The 21,251-nt window shown below is 59.1% G+C and carries 11 protein-coding genes; 4 read left to right on the top strand and 7 right to left on the bottom strand.

Annotation, left to right across the window (positions count from 1 at the left end; all coding sequences use genetic code 11):
• The first annotated feature begins 2 nt into the window (after positions 1–2).
• Positions 3–1,208 (top strand): NO-inducible flavohemoprotein, encoded by a 1,206-nt coding sequence (hmpA, locus tag G536_RS0113690; protein ID WP_022824169.1) that lies wholly within the window; start codon positions 3–5, stop codon positions 1,206–1,208.
• 37 nt (positions 1,209–1,245) lie between these two features.
• Here the strand turns inward: hmpA and G536_RS0113685 are convergent, their stop codons facing one another.
• The 4 genes from G536_RS0113685 to G536_RS0113670 are packed head-to-tail and all read right to left on the bottom strand — an operon-like array spanning position 1,246 to position 11,390.
• The gene (locus G536_RS0113685) at positions 1,246–4,149 is read right to left on the bottom strand and encodes an exo-beta-1,4-galactosidase (RefSeq protein ID WP_022824168.1); all 2,904 of its coding nucleotides are present in this window, start codon (positions 4,147–4,149) and stop codon (positions 1,246–1,248) included.
• 16 nt (positions 4,150–4,165) lie between these two features.
• A complete protein-coding gene (locus tag G536_RS0113680) occupies positions 4,166–6,646 on the bottom strand; it encodes a beta-galactosidase (protein ID WP_026880162.1) in 2,481 nt (826 codons plus the stop codon).
• Positions 6,647–6,648: 2 nt separating this feature from the next.
• Entirely contained in the window at positions 6,649–10,014 is a 3,366-nt protein-coding gene (locus G536_RS27820; protein ID WP_022824166.1) for a DUF5107 domain-containing protein, read from the bottom strand.
• Between the two features lie 14 nt (positions 10,015–10,028).
• The gene (locus tag G536_RS0113670; RefSeq protein ID WP_245575824.1) at positions 10,029–11,390 is read right to left on the bottom strand and encodes a sugar porter family MFS transporter; all 1,362 of its coding nucleotides are present in this window, start codon (positions 11,388–11,390) and stop codon (positions 10,029–10,031) included.
• A 227-nt stretch (positions 11,391–11,617) separates the two neighbouring features.
• Here G536_RS0113670 and G536_RS0113665 point away from each other — a divergent pair, with 227 nt between their 5' ends.
• Complete coding sequence (locus tag G536_RS0113665; RefSeq protein WP_051166953.1) at positions 11,618–12,484, top strand: AraC family transcriptional regulator; 867 nt, start codon at positions 11,618–11,620, stop codon at positions 12,482–12,484.
• Between the two features lie 45 nt (positions 12,485–12,529).
• Here the strand turns inward: G536_RS0113665 and G536_RS0113660 are convergent, their stop codons facing one another.
• Positions 12,530–15,286, bottom strand: a complete 2,757-nt coding sequence (locus tag G536_RS0113660; RefSeq protein ID WP_022824163.1) for a cyclic nucleotide-binding domain-containing protein — start codon at positions 15,284–15,286, stop codon at positions 12,530–12,532.
• A gap of 168 nt (positions 15,287–15,454) precedes the next feature.
• On the bottom strand, positions 15,455–16,294 hold the full coding sequence (locus tag G536_RS0113655; RefSeq protein WP_022824162.1) for a CvfB family protein: 840 nt from the start codon (positions 16,292–16,294) through the stop codon (positions 15,455–15,457).
• Positions 16,295–16,563: 269 nt separating this feature from the next.
• Between G536_RS0113655 and fbaA the strand changes: the two genes are divergently transcribed.
• The gene (fbaA, locus tag G536_RS0113650) at positions 16,564–17,646 is read left to right on the top strand and encodes a class II fructose-bisphosphate aldolase (RefSeq protein WP_022824161.1); all 1,083 of its coding nucleotides are present in this window, start codon (positions 16,564–16,566) and stop codon (positions 17,644–17,646) included.
• Between the two features lie 162 nt (positions 17,647–17,808).
• Here fbaA and G536_RS27815 read toward each other — a convergent pair whose 3' ends face one another.
• Complete coding sequence (locus G536_RS27815; protein WP_169515098.1) at positions 17,809–19,716, bottom strand: BamA/TamA family outer membrane protein; 1,908 nt, start codon at positions 19,714–19,716, stop codon at positions 17,809–17,811.
• 247 nt (positions 19,717–19,963) lie between these two features.
• Here G536_RS27815 and G536_RS0113640 point away from each other — a divergent pair, with 247 nt between their 5' ends.
• Positions 19,964–21,232 (top strand): putative DNA modification/repair radical SAM protein, encoded by a 1,269-nt coding sequence (locus G536_RS0113640; RefSeq protein WP_022824159.1) that lies wholly within the window; start codon positions 19,964–19,966, stop codon positions 21,230–21,232.
• Positions 21,233–21,251 lie beyond the last annotated feature (19 nt).

Raw genomic sequence — 21,251 nt, 5'->3', positions numbered from 1 at the left:
TTATGACTACCGAACAAAAAGCCCTCGTGACGGCCACCGTCGGCACCCTCCGCGCGCACGGCGTGGCACTTACCACGCACTTCTACCGCCGCATGTTCGAGCACAACCCCGAGCTGAAGAACGTCTTCAACATGGGCAACCAGCAGAACGGCAAGCAGCAAATGGCGTTGGCGCTGGCCGTGCTGGCCTACGCCGAAAACATCGAAGACCCCTCGGTGCTGGTGTCGGCTGTCACCAAAATTGGCCACAAGCACGTCAGTCTCGACATTCGGCCCGAGCACTATGCCATTGTAGGTCGGCACCTGATTGCCTCCATCGGCGAAGTGCTGGGCGAAGCCGCCACGCCCGCGCTGCTTGACGCCTGGACCGTGGCATACGGCGAGTTGGCTAGCTTAATGAGCGGCCTGGAAAGCGGCCTGTACCAAAAAGCAGTCAGCCAGGAGGGCGGCTGGACGGGCTGGCGTCCCTTCGCCGTGAAGCAAAAAGTGGCTGAATCTGCAGAAATTACCTCCTTTTACCTGCACCCCGCCGATGGGGGTAGGGTAGCCGATTTTCTGCCTGGGCAGTACGTAAGCGTGCGTCTGTTTCTGCCGGAACTGAACCTGTTTCAGCCGCGCCAGTATAGCCTTTCCAGCGCGCCCAATGGCGAGTATTACCGTATCTCGGTGAAGAAAGAAGCCGGCAGCCAGCACCCCAACGGTATGATTAGCAACCGCCTCCATGACTTCGTGCGCGAGGGCGACATCGTGGAACTAGCCGCCCCGGCCGGCGACTTCACGTTGGAAACCACTAAGCAAACCCCCGTGGTGCTGGTGAGCGGCGGCGTGGGCCAAACTCCGCTGCTCAGTATGCTCGACTACCTCACCCTGACCGGCAGCCCACGCCAAGTGGTGTGGGTGCACGGCAGCCGTAATGCCCAGGTGCACGCCTTCCGGGAGCCGGTAGCCGACCTAGCGGTAGGCTACGAGAACGTGCAACAGCACATTTTCTACGATACCCTGGCCCCCGGTCTTGAGGCTAAGAACCACTACGCCGGCATCGTGGACCTGCAACAGCTCAACGGCGGTATACTGCTGCCCGAGGCCGACTATTACGTATGCGGCCCGGCTCCTTTTATCCGCAAGCAAGTGCAGGACTTAGCAGCCTTGGGGGTGCCGCGCGAGGCCATTCACTTCGAGGAGTTTGGGCCGGCTACGCTAAGTGTGTAGATGCTGGTAGACAGCTAGAGGTCGGAAGCGGAATGGCTTACTTCTTTATCTGCTGGGGCTTTAGCTCGTCCGGACTGTTTTTGGTGTACGTGCTGAATTGTTCTCGTGAAGGTGTCTCAAACAAGTCCTTCACCACGTTGAAATCAACTGCCGTAGCCGGCCGGAACTGTGCCGACTGCGCGTAGCGTAACAAGCTGTAATACAGCTGCCGGGCGGCCGGGCGCTGGGCGTCATCGGAGGCGGAAAGGTTGGCGCTGGATACCAGTAAGCGGCCTGACCCAACACGAGCTTCTAGTATTAAGGCTAAGCGGCGGTTGAGAAACCAGGTGTCGATGGGCTGCACAATGGGACGAAAACCGGCCGGGAAATCCTCCAGGTGCATCACCTGCGCCTGATTCACGATTTCCCACCACTGCAGGTTGCTGTGGGTTTCGGTAGGGAAATCAGCTAGGGCGGGGTGCACGGAGTCGGCCACAAACCCCGTGACGTGGGGGGGGCGCATCTTAAACCACGAAGTATTCCAGAACACGGGGGTGAAATTCATGGCTACTTCTTTACCCTTTACCACCTGGCCCGCCGCATTCAAAAATACGCATCCACCTTTAGCCAGTACCTGCCGGGCTTGCTCGTCGAGTTTGGTGCACACGTACACATTGCTTTTGGGCAGAGCGGGGAGGCGGGCCGGGTATACCCAGAACTGCCAGTCGTTGGCTATATCGGTGCCAGGTAGGGCTATTTCCAAGGTCAGGCGCGTGGCTTGGCTGATGGATGACAGAGGGAGGCGTACGTTGCCGAGGGGAGTGTTGGTGCCCGTAGGTACGGCTACCGGTGCAAAGCTGCCTTGCGCTATGGTGGCACCAGTGGCCGTTTTAATTGTCCAGCTTAGTGCGGTGGCGGGTAGTGCCTGCGGGCCGTAGTGGTACAGCTCGGCGGCGGCTTCAAAGGTTTCGTTGCTAGTAAACACGAATTTCGGCAGGCGTGCCAACGGCACTGTGGGCTGGCAAAAGCGCCGGTATTGTGCTGCCGTTACGTACCCTTTTTCTTGAAAAAACGGGTTCAGCACGCCTACCAGCGCCGTGCCCTGGCCCGGAAAATCCTGCAAGCCCAGCAGTTGAAACCCTGCTAAGTTAGGCGTACGGAGTGTGGCCTCAATTTCGTTCTTGTAGCATAGCGCCTGCAATTGGCCCGAGGCCCGCAAGAAGCTTTCGGCTTGGTCTGCCATGCCGTGGTCGGCGAGGTCTTGCTGGAACAGCTCCAGGTTACGGGCTCGGTACGCGCCGGTGTACTGTTTTATTTCCTTGAAATCGGGGAATACGCACCATTGGCCCATTTCGTGCGTCACGTAGGGCATAGTGAACTTCTCGATGGCGGTGCGGTAGTCGAACATGCTGTTCGGGCGCTCTTTCGTCCAGGGAAGGCCCCGCGCCCCGGATTTAATCATGTATTCGTTTTCGGGTACTAGCGGCCAGCTCATAGCTACCGAAGCGCCAGTGTAGAGGCGGCGGGTGTCACGGGCTTGCCAGTATTTCACGAAGTCGGCCAAGTATTTTGCTTGGTTGCGGCCTGCCGGCTCATTGCCGGCTGCCAGCAAGCAGTAGGAAGCATGGTTGCCATAGGCGGTGGCCATACGGTTGGTTTCGTCATAAATGAACTTATCGATGGGGCGCCCGTCGCCGAGCGAGGTGCCGTGGTTAGGCCAGCTGGGGCCTTCGGGTTGCAGGTAAATGCCCAGCTGGTCGGCCGCAACAAAGGCTGCCTCGGGTGGGCACCACGAATGAAACCGTACGTGGTTGAAACCATAATTTTTGAGCACGGTGAGCACCCGAGTCCAGGCGGGCACGTCGGTGGCAGGGTAGCCAGTTAGCGGGAATTCGCCGTTGTGCAGGTTACCGCGCAAAAACACCGGCCGGCCGTTTACCAGCAGCCGGTTGCCTTGGGTTTTGATGTCACGCATGCCGAAGGCAACCTGCTGCTGGTTGGTGGCGCCGTTTTTCAATTGAAGCGTGGCGGTCAGCTGATAAAGCGCCGGGTGAAACTCGTCCCAGAGCTGCACCGCAGTACTCATAGGCAGAGTCAACTCCACGGTTGTCTCGCCGGGGGGCGCCTTAAACGGAGCCTTGATGGGCGCTACCTGGTGCGGCGTGGCCGTATTAAATGCCTGCGCAGTGAGCAGTACGCTGCCCTTTGTAGTTTTGGATAGGGTGTTTTTTATTGATAGTTTAACTCGTGCCGATTGGTGGGCTACATCGGGGTATACCTGCACGCCGAGCAGTGAAACCGGCGGATGCGCTTGCAACTCCAACCGACCAATCAACCCGTTCCAGTTGCCCTGAATGTGGTCGGACACGCTGTGTGAGTCGGGCCCCACGTTCAGGATTTCCAGGCGGTTATCAACGCGCACCGTGAGCGTGTGCGTGCCGCTCGATAAGGCGGCGGTTACGTCGTATTCGTGTGCCGTTACCAAGGAAATCTGCTGCCCTATCTCCTGGTCGTCCACCCACACGCGGGTGCCGTAGTGGGCGCGTTCCAGAAACAACACTAGCCGCTGGCCGCGCCATTTCGCCGGAATGTCAATCGTTTTCTGGTACCAAGCCGGGCCCACGTAATAGGTGTTGGGCGTCAGCCAGAACGGAATTTTGAAGTTGTCGGGCTGGCGGTACTTGGCTAAACGCGGGTTGAAAAACCAGGAGCTGTCGTAGATAGTAGCCGTCCACTTGGTACGCAACGATACCGGGTCGCCGAGGTGGTTGTCGGTGAGGGAGCCGGGCAGGCTTACTTTTTCGGGCAGCGTTGTGGTAAACCAGCGGGCCGCCACGCCCGCGTCCTGCGGGTCGAGGCGGCAGCGCCATTCACCGGCCAGTGGTAGCACCTCAGCAGCTTGTAAGGCACTGGTTGACAAAACAAACCACAGGAAAAAGCCAAGATGGGCAGCTAGGCGCATGGGCAGCAGGGAAAAGTTATTTCGTGATTTTCAACGCAAGCCGATAGCGCGGAATGGCCTCCACGTTCTGTAGCTCGCTGACTTGCCCGCTCGCCGGAAAGGCGGGGCGTCGCCCATCTTCCAAATAGATAGGGGCGTCTTGGCGCAGTGGTAAAATACCAAGCAGCAGGGGCATTTTCAGCCCATCGGCTACCAAATTTCGGTAGCTGACGCGCCACGGAGCCCCATTGTAAAAGTCGTCGGTGAGGAGCCGGGACCCTGCACTCAGGCGGATAACGTCGCCCGCGTAGGTGAAGAGGAGAATGATGTCGTCGAGGCCGTTGAGCTTGGCATTGGTAAGCGTAAGGCGCCACTGCGCAGCCTGCTGGTAGGTGGTGTCGCTGGGTTCCACAACTCCCTTGGCCGGCCCACCAAAGCGCAAGGGCGGCACAATGCCACCGGCTTTCAAGAGGGCGGTTCGCGCCTCAATGCTGCGAACGGACGCAGTGGCCGTGTAGGTTTGAAATACGCCATCAGTGGGGCCTTGCTGCAAGGGCAGGCTGCCGCCGGGCGCGGCAGCTAAGGCCGGAAATATTCCAACTGTAAACGTTGGCTTGCCCTCGGCCTGCAATTGAATCTGGTTGTCTTGGAAGTAGATTTCCTGGGGGGTATACACAAGGCGCTCATTGCCCGCCAACGAGGCTTTCCAAGTCTGGCGGGCTTGCTCTTCGCTAAGCACGAGGATGCTTACGGCAGGCCCCGTGCGTGGCTGCACCGTCAGGGCTATATCGGTGCCCGGCTTAATGTTAGCCACCCGGAACTGCCCGCTGGTTGCCGCTACCGGGCCGGTTGGCGTGGTTACCGCTTGTACGGTGGCAGCATCGAACACCAGCTCGGCGGGAATGCCAGGCTGCGCGAAGAACACATAATAGGGCTCGTTTCCAACCTGTAGCTCAGTGAACAACTGGGCGGTGGCATATTTCAACCGGGCTCCATTCATGTTGAAATTGAACGGCCAGATAAAATAGCTACCTGTGGGCACCGTAGTGGGTGTTTGCGGCAACGTCAGCGTTTCGCCGGGCAGCCGTACCTCGAACTGCACTTCCGGCCGCTCGGGCATAGGATAGTTGCGCACGTAGTTGTTGCAAAACAGAAACCCGCTTTGGCCCTGCGTCCGCACCGACCAGCGTGGTACGGTCAGGTCACTGGCGCTGCTGGGCTGCACCTGGGGCGCGCGCGTGGTCATGGGCGCAAGTAGGCCGCCAAACTCGTTCAGGAAATAGTGTACCAGCTTGAGCTGAGCAAACAGCGGGCTTTCCGCGCCGGTTTCACTGAGGGGCGCCTGAAAGTCGTAGCCGATACGGGGCAAGTCGTTGTAGCTGTTGGTGCGGCTCGACTCCTGCAACCACGACAGTTTGCCCTGCGGATTGCGCCCCCCATGAAACATGTAGTAGCCGTACAGATTCACGCCCGAACCCAGCTGCACGGGCAGCATGGCGGCCACATCGGCAGGCGCCAGCAACGGCCGGCGGCGGTACATCACCGGCACTCCACTACCAAACTCGGCCCCCAAAAAAGGATAGTGCGCCAACTGCGCCGGGTTGTTGCGGGGTGCCGTTTCGCCGCCCTGAATGCCCAGGTTGCCGCCTTCACGGCTCTTGAAGCGGAAGTTATAGACTTCCACGGGCGGCATCTTGGCCGGGCCGCGGCCCCAGGGCTCGTCGGGGTAGCCGCCAAACACGGGAATAACCTCCTGCTCGGGGTAGCGCGCGCCCTGCCAACCCGTAACCGTGTAGAACGGCACATCGAAACCCTCGGCCAGCGCCATTTCCTTGAGCTGCTGGATGTGCACGGCGCCTTGGCCGGTTTTGCCCCGGTTGTATTCGTTTTCAAGCTGAATCCCGATAATAGGACCGCCATCTTTCCACAGTAAACCCTTGCTTTGTAAGCGGAGCTGATGCCAATAGGGTCGCACTGCCGCCAGGTAGGCGGGGTCGTTGCTGCGTAGCGCCGCCGCTGGGACTTGCTTTACCAGCCAGTCGGGGAAGCCGCCGTTGCGCAGCTCGGCGTGGTTCCAGGGGCCAATGCGGGCCAGTACCAGCAGGTCGTGCTTAGCGCAGAGCTGCACAAAAGCCCGAAAGTCCCGGTCGCCATGGAAGTTGAAGTTGCCTTGCTCTTCCTCGTGGAAAATCCAGAACAGGTACGTAGCCACGATTTGCACGCCGCCTGCCTTCATCTTGAGGAGTTGCTCTTCCCACCGGGCTTTAGGCAAGCGGGTGAAATGAAACTCCCCCATCACCGGTAGCCAGGGCTGCCCATTGCGAAGCAAGTACTGGCTGTTAACACCCAGCGTCTGGCCATTGGGGGCGGTGCTGGTGCCCAAGCGCAGATAGCCGGTTTCGGGTGGCGGGGCTGGCGCGGTGGCGTCTACCCTTAGCGGCCCTGGTTGGGCGCAGGCCACACCAAAACTGCCCGCGGCCACCAACAACCCTAAAAGCAAAGAGCGGATACGCATCATAGTTAGCTGGCAAATGGAAAGGAAACCGACTGGCGCAGCAACTGCTGGTGCGTATGGGCACCGGCGTGGCGTCCATCTTGGCGCAGCACCTCGGCGAAGGCCGCTTCCGCTTCCTCATGTTGCCCCAGGCCCAGGTAGCCCAGGCCCATCAGGTAGCGGCAGTGCAAGTTGTTGCGCCGGTTCAGGTCGTCGTCGAAGGTCAATAGGTCGGGTAAGGAAACGGCAAAGTAATCCAGCTTCACTTCGTCGTGCAGGTGCTCTTGGCCGTAGTCCAGCAAGCGGGTGAAGATAAGCTGGGCCTGTGCTGCATCTCCTAGCTTCAGCCAGGCCAGCCCTTGATAGAAAATCTGGTCGGGCTGCTGGTCGTTGTAGAACATGGCCGCGGCCGGTTCCTTGCTGCCAGCCGTGGCTTGCTGCCAAGCCAGTCGAGCCGCGTTGGGTGCACCTAGCACTTCATGGGCGCAGCCAAGCCAGTAGTGCCGGTCGTTTTCCTGCGCGCCGTGCAACTTGCCTTCGCCCAGGCTATGCGGGTACCCGGCGGCTAGGGCTTGCGTTAGTTTGGCTACGGCTACGGTGGGTTGGCCAGTGGATAGGGCGGCTTTGGCTAGTTCGGTGAGGCTGCGCAAATACTCTCCTGATACCTTGCCTTCGCCACCTTCCCAGGGGTGAAATTGTCGGGCCATTAAGAGTTTATAGGCTCGGTTTGGCTGTTCAAGCTGGTTGTAGAGGGCCACGCGCTCCAGGTACAGGTCGTCGCGAAATTCCACTACTGGCAGGTGGTTTTCTAGCAAGGAAAGCTGCTCGGCTAATGTTCGGTTCAGGCGGCGGTACAGCTGCGCCAGCTCCATCAGTACCCGGGCATCGGTGGGGTTCAGGGCAAAGGCCCGCTCAAAAGATTCCAGTGCTTTGGCTGGCTCGTGGCGCTTGTTGAAGTAAGCAATGCCCAGGTTGCGCAAAGGCGTAGCAAATTTCGGGTCGCGGGCGGCGGCTAACTCCCAAGCGGCAATAGCCTCGTTGTACTGCCGCTTGTCGTACCACAGATTGCCGAGCAGATACGGCGCTTGGGCATCGGTTGGGTTGAGGTTGGTGGCTAGTTGCAGGGCCGCAATATCTTCGAGCCGGTTAGGGAAATACCGGCCCGCGGGCGTGGTGGCCCCTTGCCGGGCGGCTACTAGGGCCTGGCTGTCGTCGCCTTCGAGCTGCCGGAAGCGGGCCAAATGGTAGGCTGCCAGCGGGTCGGGGTCGGCAAAGTAGCGGGCAACGGTCAGCAGCTGGATGGCCTCGGCATAGCGTCCCATGGCTCCGTGGTCAAGCGCGTATTCAATGAAATTATGCGCATTGCTGCGTGCCAGCGTTTGTAAGTGGGTTAGGCTAGCCTGCGCGGCCGTGGTATTTGTAAGAGCCCGATGTGCCAAGGCTTGTTCCAACAGCGCCCCCAGGTTGAACCCGTCGCGCTGTAAGGCCTCGGCACAAGTGCTCAGGGCCTCACTGATACGCCCCAACAAGCGCAGCGCAGCGGCTTTCACCACGTAGGCTTTGCTGCTGCGGGCATTGCGGTCCAGCGCCCAGTTGATGTGCTCCAGCGCCAGCGTATAGTGGCCCCGGGCTACATCGAGTTGCGCCACAGCAAAGTAGGCGGCGTCCTGCCAGGCGCTGCTCCAAGTGGCCTTGAAAAAGGCATTGTAGGCCTCGTTCGGGCGGTTTTGGTAGTGCAGGCTGAGGCCTAGGTTGTAATAGGCCTCGCTGTCGTAGGGGTTGGGGTTGCGTTGGGTGAGGGTGGCAATGGCCCGTCGGAAATACTCCTCACTCTTCACAAAGCAGCCTCGGCGCAAATACCAGGCTCCTAAGGCGTTGTTGCAGCGCGCATCCTGCGGGTCGCGGCGCAGGACCTCCTCGTAGTATGGCACGGGGCTGTAGGTGGCGTGGCGGTACTGTTCCAGGTGTTGGCCGGTTAGGAAGAGCTGCTCGTTGTTTGCCACTTCGGCGGGTTCAAGCGCTGGCTTGGCAGGTTGGGGTACCTCGTTTTGCTGGTTGGTAGCTGGCTCGTAGCGCAGCAACTCCATGCCGTAGCTATCCGATACCGTAAGCACCCAGTCATGCGGTGTGGTACCGGTTGGCAAGGCTACGCGCTGCTCGAACCGCTGCTCTGGGGCTAGGGCACGGATTTCGTCGAGAACCAACTGGCTGGCTACCAGCAGCTGCACTCGGCAGCTAGGTTGAGCGGACGTTACGAACACTTGCACTAGGGCCGCGTCAGGGCCAGTTGCTTCCACGTTCACCAGCACATCCTTGCTGGCATTTTTCACCACGCCCAAGGCTTGGTAGGGCAAAAAATACTGCGTGAACGACTTCTCCTCGTAGGGCATCAGCCAGCTAAAATCGGGCTGGTTATCCGTGAACATGCCCGTCATCAGCTCGATATAGGGCCCGTCTTCGTCGGTGAGGTTTCGGTCCCAGGCCTGGCCAAAATCACCGTGGCCCCAGGTCCACTGCTTCTTACCCGGCGACACATGGTGGTTGGCTACGTGCAGCAGTCCGGCCTGCGTGTCGTGCTCATAGCCACCCACAAAGTCGTAGTCGGAGTTGATGGCCATATAGGACGTCGGCACCGGGATATTCTTGTAGCGCGAAATGTCGGTGCCCGGTGAATAATCGACCTTGTAGTACGTGCCGGTGGCAACGGGAAAGGTGGATACGTCGCGTTTGCCGTGGTCGAACACCGCGTTTACATCGGGTGGAAACACCGACTGGTAGTCGTCGTTGACCTTGACGGCCGGATTGGCCCACCACAAAAACGTCTGCGGCAAGGGCGTACGGTTGTAGAGCTGAGCCTTGATTTCCAGGTAGGCTCGGTCGGGGTGCAGCGTGAAGCCGGTCAGGCCCTTGGTCCGGAACATGCGCTCCACCTCGTTCACCCATACCGTGCAACTGCCGTCGGCGTGCTCTTCCAGGCGAAAATCCACCGGCTCGAAGGTACTAGGGCGGTGGTGCTGCGGCCAGTTGAACTCGATACCACCCGAAATCCAGGGGCCGGTAAGGCCAACTAGCGCAGGCTTAATCACCTGATTGTAGTACACGAAATGCCGCTGCTTGAGCTTGTCGTAGGCCATCTGCACCCGGCCACCCAGCTCGGGCAGAATCATGATTTTCAAATACTTGTTTTCCAGAAACAAGCCGATGTAGTCCCGGTCCTGCTTCTCGTCGTAAATCTTGTCGATGACCGGGTGCGGATACACGGCGCCACTGCTGCCCTGGTACACCCGTTTCTCGAAAAACATGGGGTTCGGGTCGGGGGCGCCCACGCCGTAGGTTGGAATGGTTACGGTTTCCTGCCACACCTGCACGGCCCCGGAATCTGAGGTATTCATAAGCTGGTAAAGAATTAATGCCGGGCGAATGTGTCTTCCAACTGCTCTAGCGTCTGGCCCTTGGTTTCCTTCACGCGGGTTCGCACAAACAGAAAGCCCAGCAGGCAGATACCTGCGTAGAGGTAAAAAGGCCCATAGGTACCCATAGCCTGCGCCAGAATAGGAAAGGTGAACACCAGCACGAAGTAGGCGGCCCACAGTGCCACCGTGGCCACCGACGAAGCCACGCCCCGAATGCGGGTCGGAAATATTTCGGAAATCACCACCCACGTCACGGGCGCCAACGACAAGCCGTAGGTGCCAATAGCTGCCAGCACCACCACCGATACCAGCCCCGGCGCAGCGTGGTGTTGCAGCAAAAAGGCTAGCACCAGGTACAGCACCGCCAGCCCCAGCGAGCCAAACAGCAACAGGGGCCGCCGCCCCAGCCGATCTACCAGGAACATGGCAATCAGCGTGAACCCCAAATTGACAACCCCAATACCGACCGTTTCAAGCAGCTGCCGGTTCAGGTCGGCACCCACCGCTGCGAAGATGGTAGAGGTGTAGTTGAACACCACGTTGATGCCGCAGAACTGCTGAAACACGGCCAGCGCAACGCCCACCACTACGGCCGGCCGCACGCTCCGGTCCAGCACATCCCGAAACGATGGTTGTGCTCCGTTTGCCGGGGCGGGTTCCAAACCAGCCAGTGTGGTTTCAACAAAAGCGGCGTTGCCCATCTTGCGCAGCACCGCCTCGGCGCGGGCGCGCTGGCCGACTTGCGCCAACCAACGCGGACTTTCGGGCAGCCAGAGCACGCCTAGCAGAAACAGCCCCGCCGGCACCGCGCCCAACCCAAACATCCAGCGCCAGGCATCGGGGCCCATATCGGCCAGAAAGTAGTTGACGAGGTTGGTTATCAGAATGCCGATAACGATGGTAAGCTGGTTGATAGCCACGTTGCGGCCCCGGACGTGGGCCGGCGACACCTCGGCAATGTAGAGCGGGCTTAGCATCGACGCCATCCCCACCCCAATACCCGCCACAAAACGCGCCGCTACAAACATTTGAAAACCTTGGGCAAAAGCCATTCCCAACGAGGAGAAAGCAAAAATGCCGGCCGCCAGCAATAGCCCCGGCCGGCGGCCGTAGCGGTCGGCCAACTGGCCCGCTATTAAGCAGCCCACCATGCAGCCCAAGGCCAAAGAGCCAGTCAAAAAGCCTTCCCACCAAGCCGTGAGGGCAAACTGCGGCCGCAAAAAAGGCAACGCTCCGGAAATCACGGCAAAGTCGAATCCGAACAGGTAACCTCCCAAGGCCGCAATAAAAGCAATGCCCACAATGTAGCTGGACTGGAGTACCACCGGAGCGGTAGGCATAGGTGAGGTAGGCATAGGCGGGGGTGGGAGGAAGCGGAAACAGAACCGGCGGCAACAGCCAATCGGCAAGCAGGGGCGGCAAGCTGGGCTTGATGGCGTGGCCGTTGTTGGGAAACGAACAGGGGAAACCAGGTGAAGCCAAGCGTCAGCAAATATGGGAGCCTGCCCGCGTTATAGAAATGGTTTTTCCAACGAAAAGATGGACGATACAACGGCAGGCGAAACCCGTACTTTTGCTTGCCATGAAAGAAGGTTTTCAAGGGCAACGCGCCTACAGCCTGCCAGTAAGTTTGTTGCAGGAGGCGCAAAGCCATCCGCTCTGCCAAGGGCTATACGTAACAGATATTGGCTTTTACCCCGTAGCCCGCACGCACAAGCGCAACCGCCGAGCCGGTAGCGCCCAATATATTCTGTTGTATTGCGTGCAAGGGGCTGGCTGGTACCAATTTCAGCCCGAAGAGAAACGGCCTCTTAAAGCCAACCAATGGGTGATTTTGCCGGCGCAAATGCCCCATAAGTACGGTGCCGAAGAAGCTGCTCCCTGGACTATTTATTGGCTGCATTTCACGGGCACGCAGGCTCCGTCGCTCTATGCCTACCTGAAAGCCCAAGCACCAGCGGAGTTGCCTACCATTGTGCCCACCGACGAACGGTTTCGCTTGTTCGAAGACATCTTTTCTTCGCTCACGCTCTCGGCTACCCTAAGTGGCGTGGTGCAGGCCAGCGCCCGTCTGTCGCACTTTCTGCTTACGCTGTTGCCCGGTACTAGCCCATCACCCGCCGCCGATATGGGCAGCATCACGCAATCCATTCGGTTTATGCGGGAGCATCTGGCCCAGAACTTCACGGTGCAAGAGTTGGCGGCGCATACCGGCCTTTCGGCCTCTCACTATTCGGCGCTGTTTCGGGCGCAGGTGGGCCGCTCACCTATTGTCTTCTTCAACTTTCTGAAAGTGCAGCAGGCCTGCCAAGACCTTACTCAAAGCAAGCTGCGCGTCAAGGAAATAGCCACTAAGTTAGGCTTTGCTGATACCTACTATTTCTCCCGCCTGTTCACCAAAGTAATGGGCCTATCCCCGCGGCAGTTCCGCCAAACCGACCGAGCGTAGCCAGCAGCAGCTACTGCTAGATGGTAAGCCAATGGTTACAAGTGCTTAGCTGGCGCCCATTTTCTCGTTCTGGCGGCGCAGGCGTTGGCAGAGCACACGCAATACGTTGCGCAGCACTTCGCCACGTTCCTCCATTACATCATAGAAATCCTCTTGGTCGAGGCGAAAAGCTACTACGGGGCCGCAGGCGGCAGCAGAAGCGGAGCGAGGCTCGGCGTCGAGTAGGGCCAGCTCCCCGAAAAAGTCGCCTTTGCGGAACGTGGCCAACTGCTGGTTACCGTTCATGATGCAGACTTCGCCTTCATACACAATGAACAGCGAAGTGCCCAGGTCACCTTTGGCGAAGATTTGCTCGCCCTCGCTGAACGTCACCTCCTTCATAATCGGGACAATGCTGCTGAGGACGTTTTCCGGCGTTTCAGCAAACAAAGCTGTGTTGTGCAGCACCTGTACCCGCTCCTGGGCGGAAATGTGGTCGGCGTGTGCGTGATGAGCCATGCGTTGGGAAGCTATGGTGGAATTCTCGCTTAAAAGCTGTTGGTGCAGCGAATATTGCTGCTGGGCCAGTTGGTCGATGACAATGAAGGCACTTTCGCGTACCAGCACACTGGCGCTTTGCAGGTGTGGCAGTAGTTGGTCGACGGTGCCGGCGGTGGGGCGCCAGTGCCGCAACGCCACACTCACCGTCCAGTCGGAAAACGTGTTTTCGCCCAGCCGCACCACCAGCGGCCCTACGGTCACGGGTACGGCAGGCGCCCCCAGCAGACGGTCGAAGGTGCGGATTTTATCGGAAACGGGCAGCACGTCCAGCAATGCCTGCAGGCCCTGATACAAGAAGCGCGGAATGATGTTGTCGAGGATTTCGAGGGCGTTGGCCTGCCGCTCGCGGGCGGCGTGGGCTACGCCGCGCTGAGCATCGGCAATGAACTGCGGCGGATACAGCTGGAGTAGCAGGTAAAAAATGCGCTGCTGCACCTTGGTTAGTTCATAGTCGAGGGCGCGGCGCAGTGCGTCGGGGGCAGTGGCTAGGCCGTGCAGCAGCTGTTGTGCTAATTGTAGCTCCTCGCGTACTAGCGCCTGAAAAACCGGCTCGTCGGCAGGTTCCTGGTCGAAATTGCGGAGGGCCCGCAATGCGGCTTCGCGCCCGAACAGGCGCGGCTGCCGGGCTAATGCCACCAGTGCCTGCCGGCTGGCTGGGCCCGGAATCCGGCCGCACACTTGCGCGAGGCGCTGCGTTGTTACTTCATCGGCGCTGAGCAGGGCGTCGGCTAGCTGCGGCACAACTTCTTCGCCAAGCTGCACCAGCCGGGCCGCGGCCGCACGCCGCTTGGTACGGTCGGGGAGGGCGGCAATTAATTCACGAATCTCGTCGGGCCTGGCCGTGGTGGCGTGGCCGTTGGCGCTGAGGGGCTGGTGCCAGCCGGTATCGGTTGGCCCGGCGGAGGCGTCACCGGCAAAGCGGCGGCTGACGGCATGGTGCAGCTCGGCGAGGTAGTGGCCGTAGGTGCGGTGTAGCAGCAGCAGTGCCCCGGCCGCAAACAAGCCCATCCACACGAAGGGTAGCCACTCGTTGGCGCTGGGCAAATGGTGCACTGCAAATAACAGCAAACCGGCCAGGGCCATGCCTAGGGGCTCATAAAAGCCTTTGGCCGTGGTGTGGGCCGCCAGCCGCTCTTCGGCCGAAAGTGCCTGAAACAACACTAGAAATACCGGGTCGAAGACGGCACGGCGCAGCACTTCCAGTACCAGAAACAGACCGCAGAAATAGAGCAGCATCACCGCATCAGAGGCGTTGCCAGCGCGCAGTCCCCCAAACAGCAGGACCGCCAGCAGCACCATGCCCGGCAGCGCTAGCAGTAGCCACCGAATACCTAGCCGCTCCACCGTAAACTGCGAAAACAGCACCTTGAACAGCATGGCCACCAGGTAGGTAAGCGTCAGGACGGTGCCCACGTAGCGCATCAGGGTGGTTTGGTCGTGAAACTTGTGCTTGACGTTGACGAAAAACGAGTATTCCACCGTGATGGTAACGGCAGCAATGGCCATCAAACTCAAACACATAGCCAGTACCAGCTGGCTGTTGCCGAACCAGCGTTGCAGCAGGGGTGCCGTACCCACCTGCCGTTCCCGCCGCCCCACCGACCGGGCCTCGACTACGTGCGAGGAGATGGTAGTGCGCAATACCAGCAACGCCCCCACGTAGGCGCCAAACGCCAGCAGCAGCAGCAGCAGCAAATCGGTGTGGGCGTGCACCAGAATGGCTAGCACGGCCCCCAGGGCCTTGGCCGGCATGTCGCCGGAGCTGATGAGGCTGAACAGGCGCTTGCTCTGCCGCACGTCAAACACCACCGCCGATACACCCCAGAACTCCAGGTTGGTGAGCAGATAAATAATGCGGTATCCCGCCATAATAGCTACGGCCGCCGCCACCGAATTGCCGGCTACTACCAACACGCCCAGCACGCCAGTTAGGGCTACCACGGCCAGCAGCACCCGCACCGCTAGCTTTTGCAGCTGCAAGCGGTGCTCGAAATGAGTGTATACCCGGCCCACGCCCATGAGTGCCAGCGCCGCCACGCCATACGCCAGCGGCAGATTACGCTCGGGGTTGTTTTCGAGTAGGATAACGTTGGCCGCCACGTACACCAAAATGGTGCCGATGCCCAGCAGAAAGTTGTGCAGAAAGAACAGCCACACCGTCTTTCCCTCATCGGGGCGGATACCCAGAAAGCGGTGCCAAGTGGAAAGAAGCATCAGGTAACCCGTAATTAGGAAGTCGTAGCGGCAAGTTAGCGGCTTCAAGAAGGAATACCAGCTACTACCGTGTTGGAAGGAGTAAGTACAGCTGGGCAAGCAATAAGAACGGTCATGCCGAGGCGGAGCCAAAGCATCTCGCTCGAATCGTTGAGTTTGGCAACGTCGGCGTGCGAGATGCTTCGGCTCCGCCTCGGCATAATTTATAACTCGACTTTACTTTTTCGTTACCAACTGCGTGTGCTCCGGGAATAGCTGTACGTCGCCGCGCTTGTAAAGCGTGCCGAGAGCTTTCTTAAACACTTTCTTGCTCATGCCCAAGCGCCGGTAGATGTCGTCGGGCTCACTTTTGTCGCCGAGGGGAAGGCGGCCTTCGGGAGCTTTGTGTAGGGCATCGAGCAGGGTGTCGGCGGCGGCCAGGGCTTCGTCGTAGCCGGCGCGCTGCAGGCTAATGTCTAGCTTGCCATCTTCCCGAATCTGGCGCACGTAGCCGGTGGGCGTATCACCGAGGCGCAGGGGCTTAAATACTTCGTTGTGATATAGCAGGCCTTGGTGCGTACCGTTCACAATCACCTTGTAACCCATGTCGGTTTCGTCGGCCACGAACAGCTTCACTTCGTCGCCGGGGCGGCCCTGGAACGGCTCGTCGTACGGTAGTTGCCGCTCCCATTTGGCGGTGGCTACAATCCGGTCCGAGGTATCGTCGAGGTACACATACACGGTTTCGCGCTGGCCCACGCGCAGACTGCGGCGCTGGTTGCGGTAGGGCAGAAACAGATCTTTCTCCAAGCCCCAGTCCAGGAACGCGCCCAGTGGCGTCACGTCGCGCACCGTGAGGGCTGCAAAGTCGCCGACTTTGGCCAGCGGGTCGAGGGTGGTGGCAATCAGCCGGTCTTCGGAGTCGCGGTACACGAATACGCGCAGCACGTCGCCCACGCGGGTGCCTTCCGGAATGTATTTGCGCGGAATCAGCATGTCGCCGTCGTCGGAGCGCAGGTACATGCCAAAATCGACCTCACGGTCCACTTCCAGTTCGTTGTAGTCGCCGAGTTGCATAAGTAGCGGGGTAGGGGAGAAGGGAGTGCAAAGATAAGGTGTCTTGATACGGCGCTGACATGTTGCAGACACTATACCATCCGGATAGTGGTTTAAGAAGTGGTAAGCTGCGCTACTTACTTAGGGCATAGCCTAATAGTTGTTGGGAGTTTTGGGGTTCTTTTCTTTTGTATCCTGCTAGCCCGTAACTTGGCGCGGCAGCCGAAGCTTCCTGGAGCTGCGGCAGTTCTTGCTTCGCTCGACAACCCCTTTTCCCATACACTTTTCTCATGTCTGAACAAACCTCCACTGGCCTGCGGGCTGGCGTCCTGCACGGCGACGAAGTGCAGGCTCTCTTCCAGAACGCCAAGGCTAACGCCTACGCCCTGCCCGCCGTCAACGTGACCGGCACCAATACGGTGAATGCCGTGCTGGAAACCGCCGCCGCCGTCAACTCGCCGGTGATGATTCAGTTTTCCAACGGTGGCGCCCAGTTCTTCGCAGGCAAGTCCATCCCGAACGGCGACCAGCGGGCCAGCATTGCCGGTGCTATTTCCGGCGCACAGCACGTGCACCAGATGGCTGAGCTCTACAACGTGCCCGTAGTGCTGCACACCGACCACGCCGCTAAAAAGCTGCTGCCTTGGATTGATGGCCTGCTCACGGCTGGCGAAAAATACTACCAGACGCACGGCCAGCCGCTCTACAGCTCGCACATGCTGGACTTGTCGGAGGAGCCAATTGAGGAGAACATTGAAATCTGCAAGCGCTATTTGGAGCGCATGAGCAAGATTGGCATGACCCTGGAAATCGAGCTGGGCGTAACCGGCGGCGAGGAAGACGGCGTGGACAACTCCGACGTGGACAGCTCCAAGCTCTACACCCAGCCCGAAGAAGTGGCGTACGCCTACGAGCAGTTGAGCGAAGTGAGCCCCCGCTTTACGGTAGCTGCCGCTTTCGGCAACGTGCACGGTGTATACAAACCCGGCAACGTGAAGCTGCAACCGGTTATTCTGCACAACTCGCAGGAGTTCCTGCGCGAGAAGCACAACATCACTGAGAAGCTGCCTATCAACTTCGTGTTCCACGGTGGTTCGGGCTCCAGCCAGGAGGAAATCCGCGAGGCTATCAGCTACGGCGCCATCAAAATGAACCTCGACACCGACTTGCAGTGGGCCCTGTGGGAAGGCATCAAGGACTATTACGTGAAAAACGAAGGCTTCCTGCAAGGCCAGATTGGCAACCCCAGCGGCGCCGACTCGCCAAACAAGAAGTACTACGACCCGCGCGTATGGCTGCGCAAAGGCGAAGAAACCTTCATTGCCCGCCTCAAGCAGGCCTTTGAGGATTTGAATGCCATCAACCGCCGGTAGGCTTTTTGGCTATTAGCTGATGGCTATTAGCTTTTCGTTCAAGAAAATCAGCCACTCCTGGCCCTCACCTGAGGATGCCGGTAGTGGCTGATTTTTTAAGGCGTTTCATGATCCAACGAAAAAACTATCTGCTAAAAGCCAGTAGCTAGCAGCTCAGAAAAGCTATTCGTATTGCGCGATACCGGGCTGGCCGAAGCTGAAGTCGCTGAAGTCGTAGTAGGGGCGGGAGCTTTCGTAAATGCGGTAGCCGCTGGCATCGGTGAGGCCGCGCGGATAGTAGCCCAGCAGAATCTGGAAGGTGCGGATGGGCATGTACTCGTTGCGTAGCCGGAGGCCGGCGCCAAAGCCTAGGTAAGGCTTCTCGTGAATGGGCAGGGTGCGCTTGGTTTTGGTGTTCAACCAAGCGGCATCGGCAAACAGCACGCCCGCCAGTCGGAAGCCCAGAAACGAAACTGGGGTATATACTGTGGTTTCGTAGTTGAGGACCAAGCGGCTGGTGCCGCGCAAATCGTACGGCCCGCGGAAACCACGCAGGCCCCGTTCCCCATCAATGGAAAGCAGTAATTCGCCGGGCCGGCGGTGCAGCCCAATGGCATTGCGGCTCCACAGGAAATGCCGCCACTGGTAGTTGCCGGTATGGTAGAGCCGCGTGAAATACAGCACTTCGGTGCTGATGAGGCCTTGTTGCCAGTCGTTGGTTGCGGGCCGCACATAAGAGCCAAACTCCCCGCTTAGGTATAAATAGCCTTTGCGAGGGTTGTAGCTCGCCGTTGAAATGCGGGCACCGTAGTAGTTGCGGCTGCCTTGGTCGTTGAGCTCGTAGCCGAGCGTGGCACTCAGCAACGTGCCCGTCGGAATATCCTCGGTGCGTCCGAATCCAAATAAGTACTTGTCCTTGTAATAACGCCGCACGCTGTAGCCAATAGTGCCCAGAAATGCGCTGGAGTTGAAGTAATTAGGGTCGGGGCGGGTAGTATAGTTGGTGCGTAGTAAGCGCCCCGATACAATCATGCGTCCCGGATTCTCGTAGCCCAAATCGTAGCTGCGCAACGGCAGGGAGCGGCCCACCCACAAATCCTGCGTGCTGTACTTGATGGGCGAATAGATGGGTAACTCACCAGGAGCCGGGAGTTTCAAGACCAGACCGTAATCGTAGGAATTCAACGATAGCGCCCCAGCGTACTTGGTGTTGATAGAGTAGAAGTCGCGGCTGACGGTGATGCCGCCTATACGGCGCTGGAACTCGTTCTCGTAGCGGGCTTCTCCATAAATAAAATTCCGAAACGGCACCCGATAACTGCCGCGGTAGCTCCAGGTTTGGGGTTGGTTGCGGCCGTACTCATACCGGTTGCGGAAGCGGTGGCCCTGGCCCAGAAAGTTCTGATCGCGCAGCCCGATAACGCCCGCGCCCACGTCGCGCACTTCAATCGAGCCGCTTAAGCTGAATACGTCTTTGGTGATGATTTCGATGTCTACGCTGTCGGTGGTGCTGGTGCGCTCGTTCACAAACACCCGCGCATCTACCAACTCGTCGGTTTGGCGCAGCAAGCGTTCCGACTCAGTGAGGGCCTGCGGCTCTAGTTCCTGCCCGGCCCGGAACAGCAACACCTGCCGGACCCGCGCCTTTGAGGTTTTCATGTGGAACGCATTGCCGGCTTTCTCCAGCACGTTGCGCGGAACTCGGGTGGTATCAGAAATGCTGTAACCGAAAGCCGTGAGGGTGCGGATATTGATGTTCCGCACGATTTTGTAGTTGTGTCGGTCGTACTGGCGGTCCAGCAGAGCGGCATCGAGGCCGGCCTGGTCCTCGCGGCGTGGCGTGAAGTTGAACAGCGCCGCCGCGGCTTTGCCGGCAATGGTTTTACGCTTGGTGTAGGCCTTGATACCATTTAGCAGCCGTTCCTGGTCGAAGCGGCGCCGCAAGGAGTCGGTGCGGACGGCTGTGCGGCGGACGGTATCGGTAGGCTCGATGATACGGTTGGGGCTGGGCGCGGGCGTTTGGGCCAGGATAGGCGACGCCCCCAACCACAACAACGCCCATACCAGCACCACATACTTCATAAACAGCAAACCAATTAGCGCAAGTTACTGGGTTCGGGAGTGGTTTTATGCCTACTCGACAATGTCGTTCGGTTGTTATTTCGACCTAAAAGGAACCTGAGCGGAGTGGTTGAATAGATTAGCTCGAATTCCTTCTCGGGCGGACAGAAAGCCGCATAAATAGTCGGGCTTCGGGGAACAATTCCAACGAAATTAGTCTTGATAGATAGTGTTAGTTTCAACACAAGCCGCTATTTTTAAGCCCAGATACAGCCCGATGAACGACCAGCGCATTCAGGAAAAGCTAAGCATTTTGGCAGACGCCGCCAAGTACGATGTATCGTGCTCGAGCAGCGGGGGCAAGCGCAAAAACGAGTCCAAAGGACTCGGCAATGCCGAAGGCATGGGCATCTGCCACAGCTACACCGAAGACGGTCGTTGCGTGAGCTTGCTCAAGATTCTGCTTACCAACCATTGCATTTTCGACTGCGCCTACTGCGTGTCCCGCAAAAGCAACGACGTGAAGCGCGCCGCCTTTACCGTGGACGAAGTTGTGGACTTGACCATGAACTTCTACCGTCGGAATTACATCGAAGGGCTGTTTTTAAGTTCCGGTATTTTCTCGTCGCCCGACTATACCATGGAGCGCCTCGTGCGCATCATCAAGAAGCTGCGCACCGAGCACAATTTCAATGGCTACATTCACGTGAAAGCTATTCCGGGTGCTTCGGAAGAGCTAATTCAGGAAGCCGGCCTATACGCCGACCGCCTGAGCGTGAACATCGAACTTCCCTCGGAGATGAGCTTGCAGAACCTGGCGCCCGAGAAAAACTACAAGGAGATTCTGACCCCGATGGCGCAGATTCGGGACGGCATCACCAAGAATAAAGAGGAGAAGGCGCTGTTCAAGAAAGTACCGCAGTTTGCCACGGCCGGCCAAAGCACCCAGCTCATCGTGGGCGCCTCCGCCGAAAACGACCTGCAAATCATCAGCCTCACCGACTCGCTCTACAAAGGCTACGGCCTGAAGCGCGTGTACTACTCCGGCTACATTCCCATCACCGACGACGCTCGCCTGCCCCAGGTGACGCAGCCGCCTCTGATTCGGGAGCACCGCCTCTACCAAACTGACTGGCTGATGCGCTTCTACGGTTTCCAGGCCGACGAAATTCTGGACCCGGCGCACCCGTTCCTCGACCTGGAAGTGGACCCCAAGCTGGCTTGGGCCCTGCGCAACCGCCACGTATTCCCGATTGACGTGAATACCGCTGACTTTGAAATGATTCTGCGCATTCCCGGTGTGGGCGCGCGTTCAGCCAAACGCATTGTGGCCGCCCGCCGGTTTGCCCCCATTACCCTCGACCACCTGCACAAGTTTGGGGTGGTACTGAAGCGCGCCAAGTTTTTCTTGACCTGCCGCGGCCAGGCCCTTTCCACCCGCGACTACGACGAGCAGACTATTCGCCGCCAGATTCTATTTGGGGCTGGTTCGGTACGCTCGGCACTGGTCACGCAGCAACTCGACCTGTTCGCGCAGGCTTCGTGAGGATGCTAGCGGTAGCGGT

Origin of the sequence: Hymenobacter norwichensis DSM 15439 (assembly GCF_000420705.1) — a bacterium.
GTDB lineage: Bacteria > Bacteroidota > Bacteroidia > Cytophagales > Hymenobacteraceae > Hymenobacter > Hymenobacter norwichensis.
The sequence above is the reverse complement of the archived record's forward strand: the minus strand, read 5'-3'. Positions and strand labels throughout refer to the sequence as shown.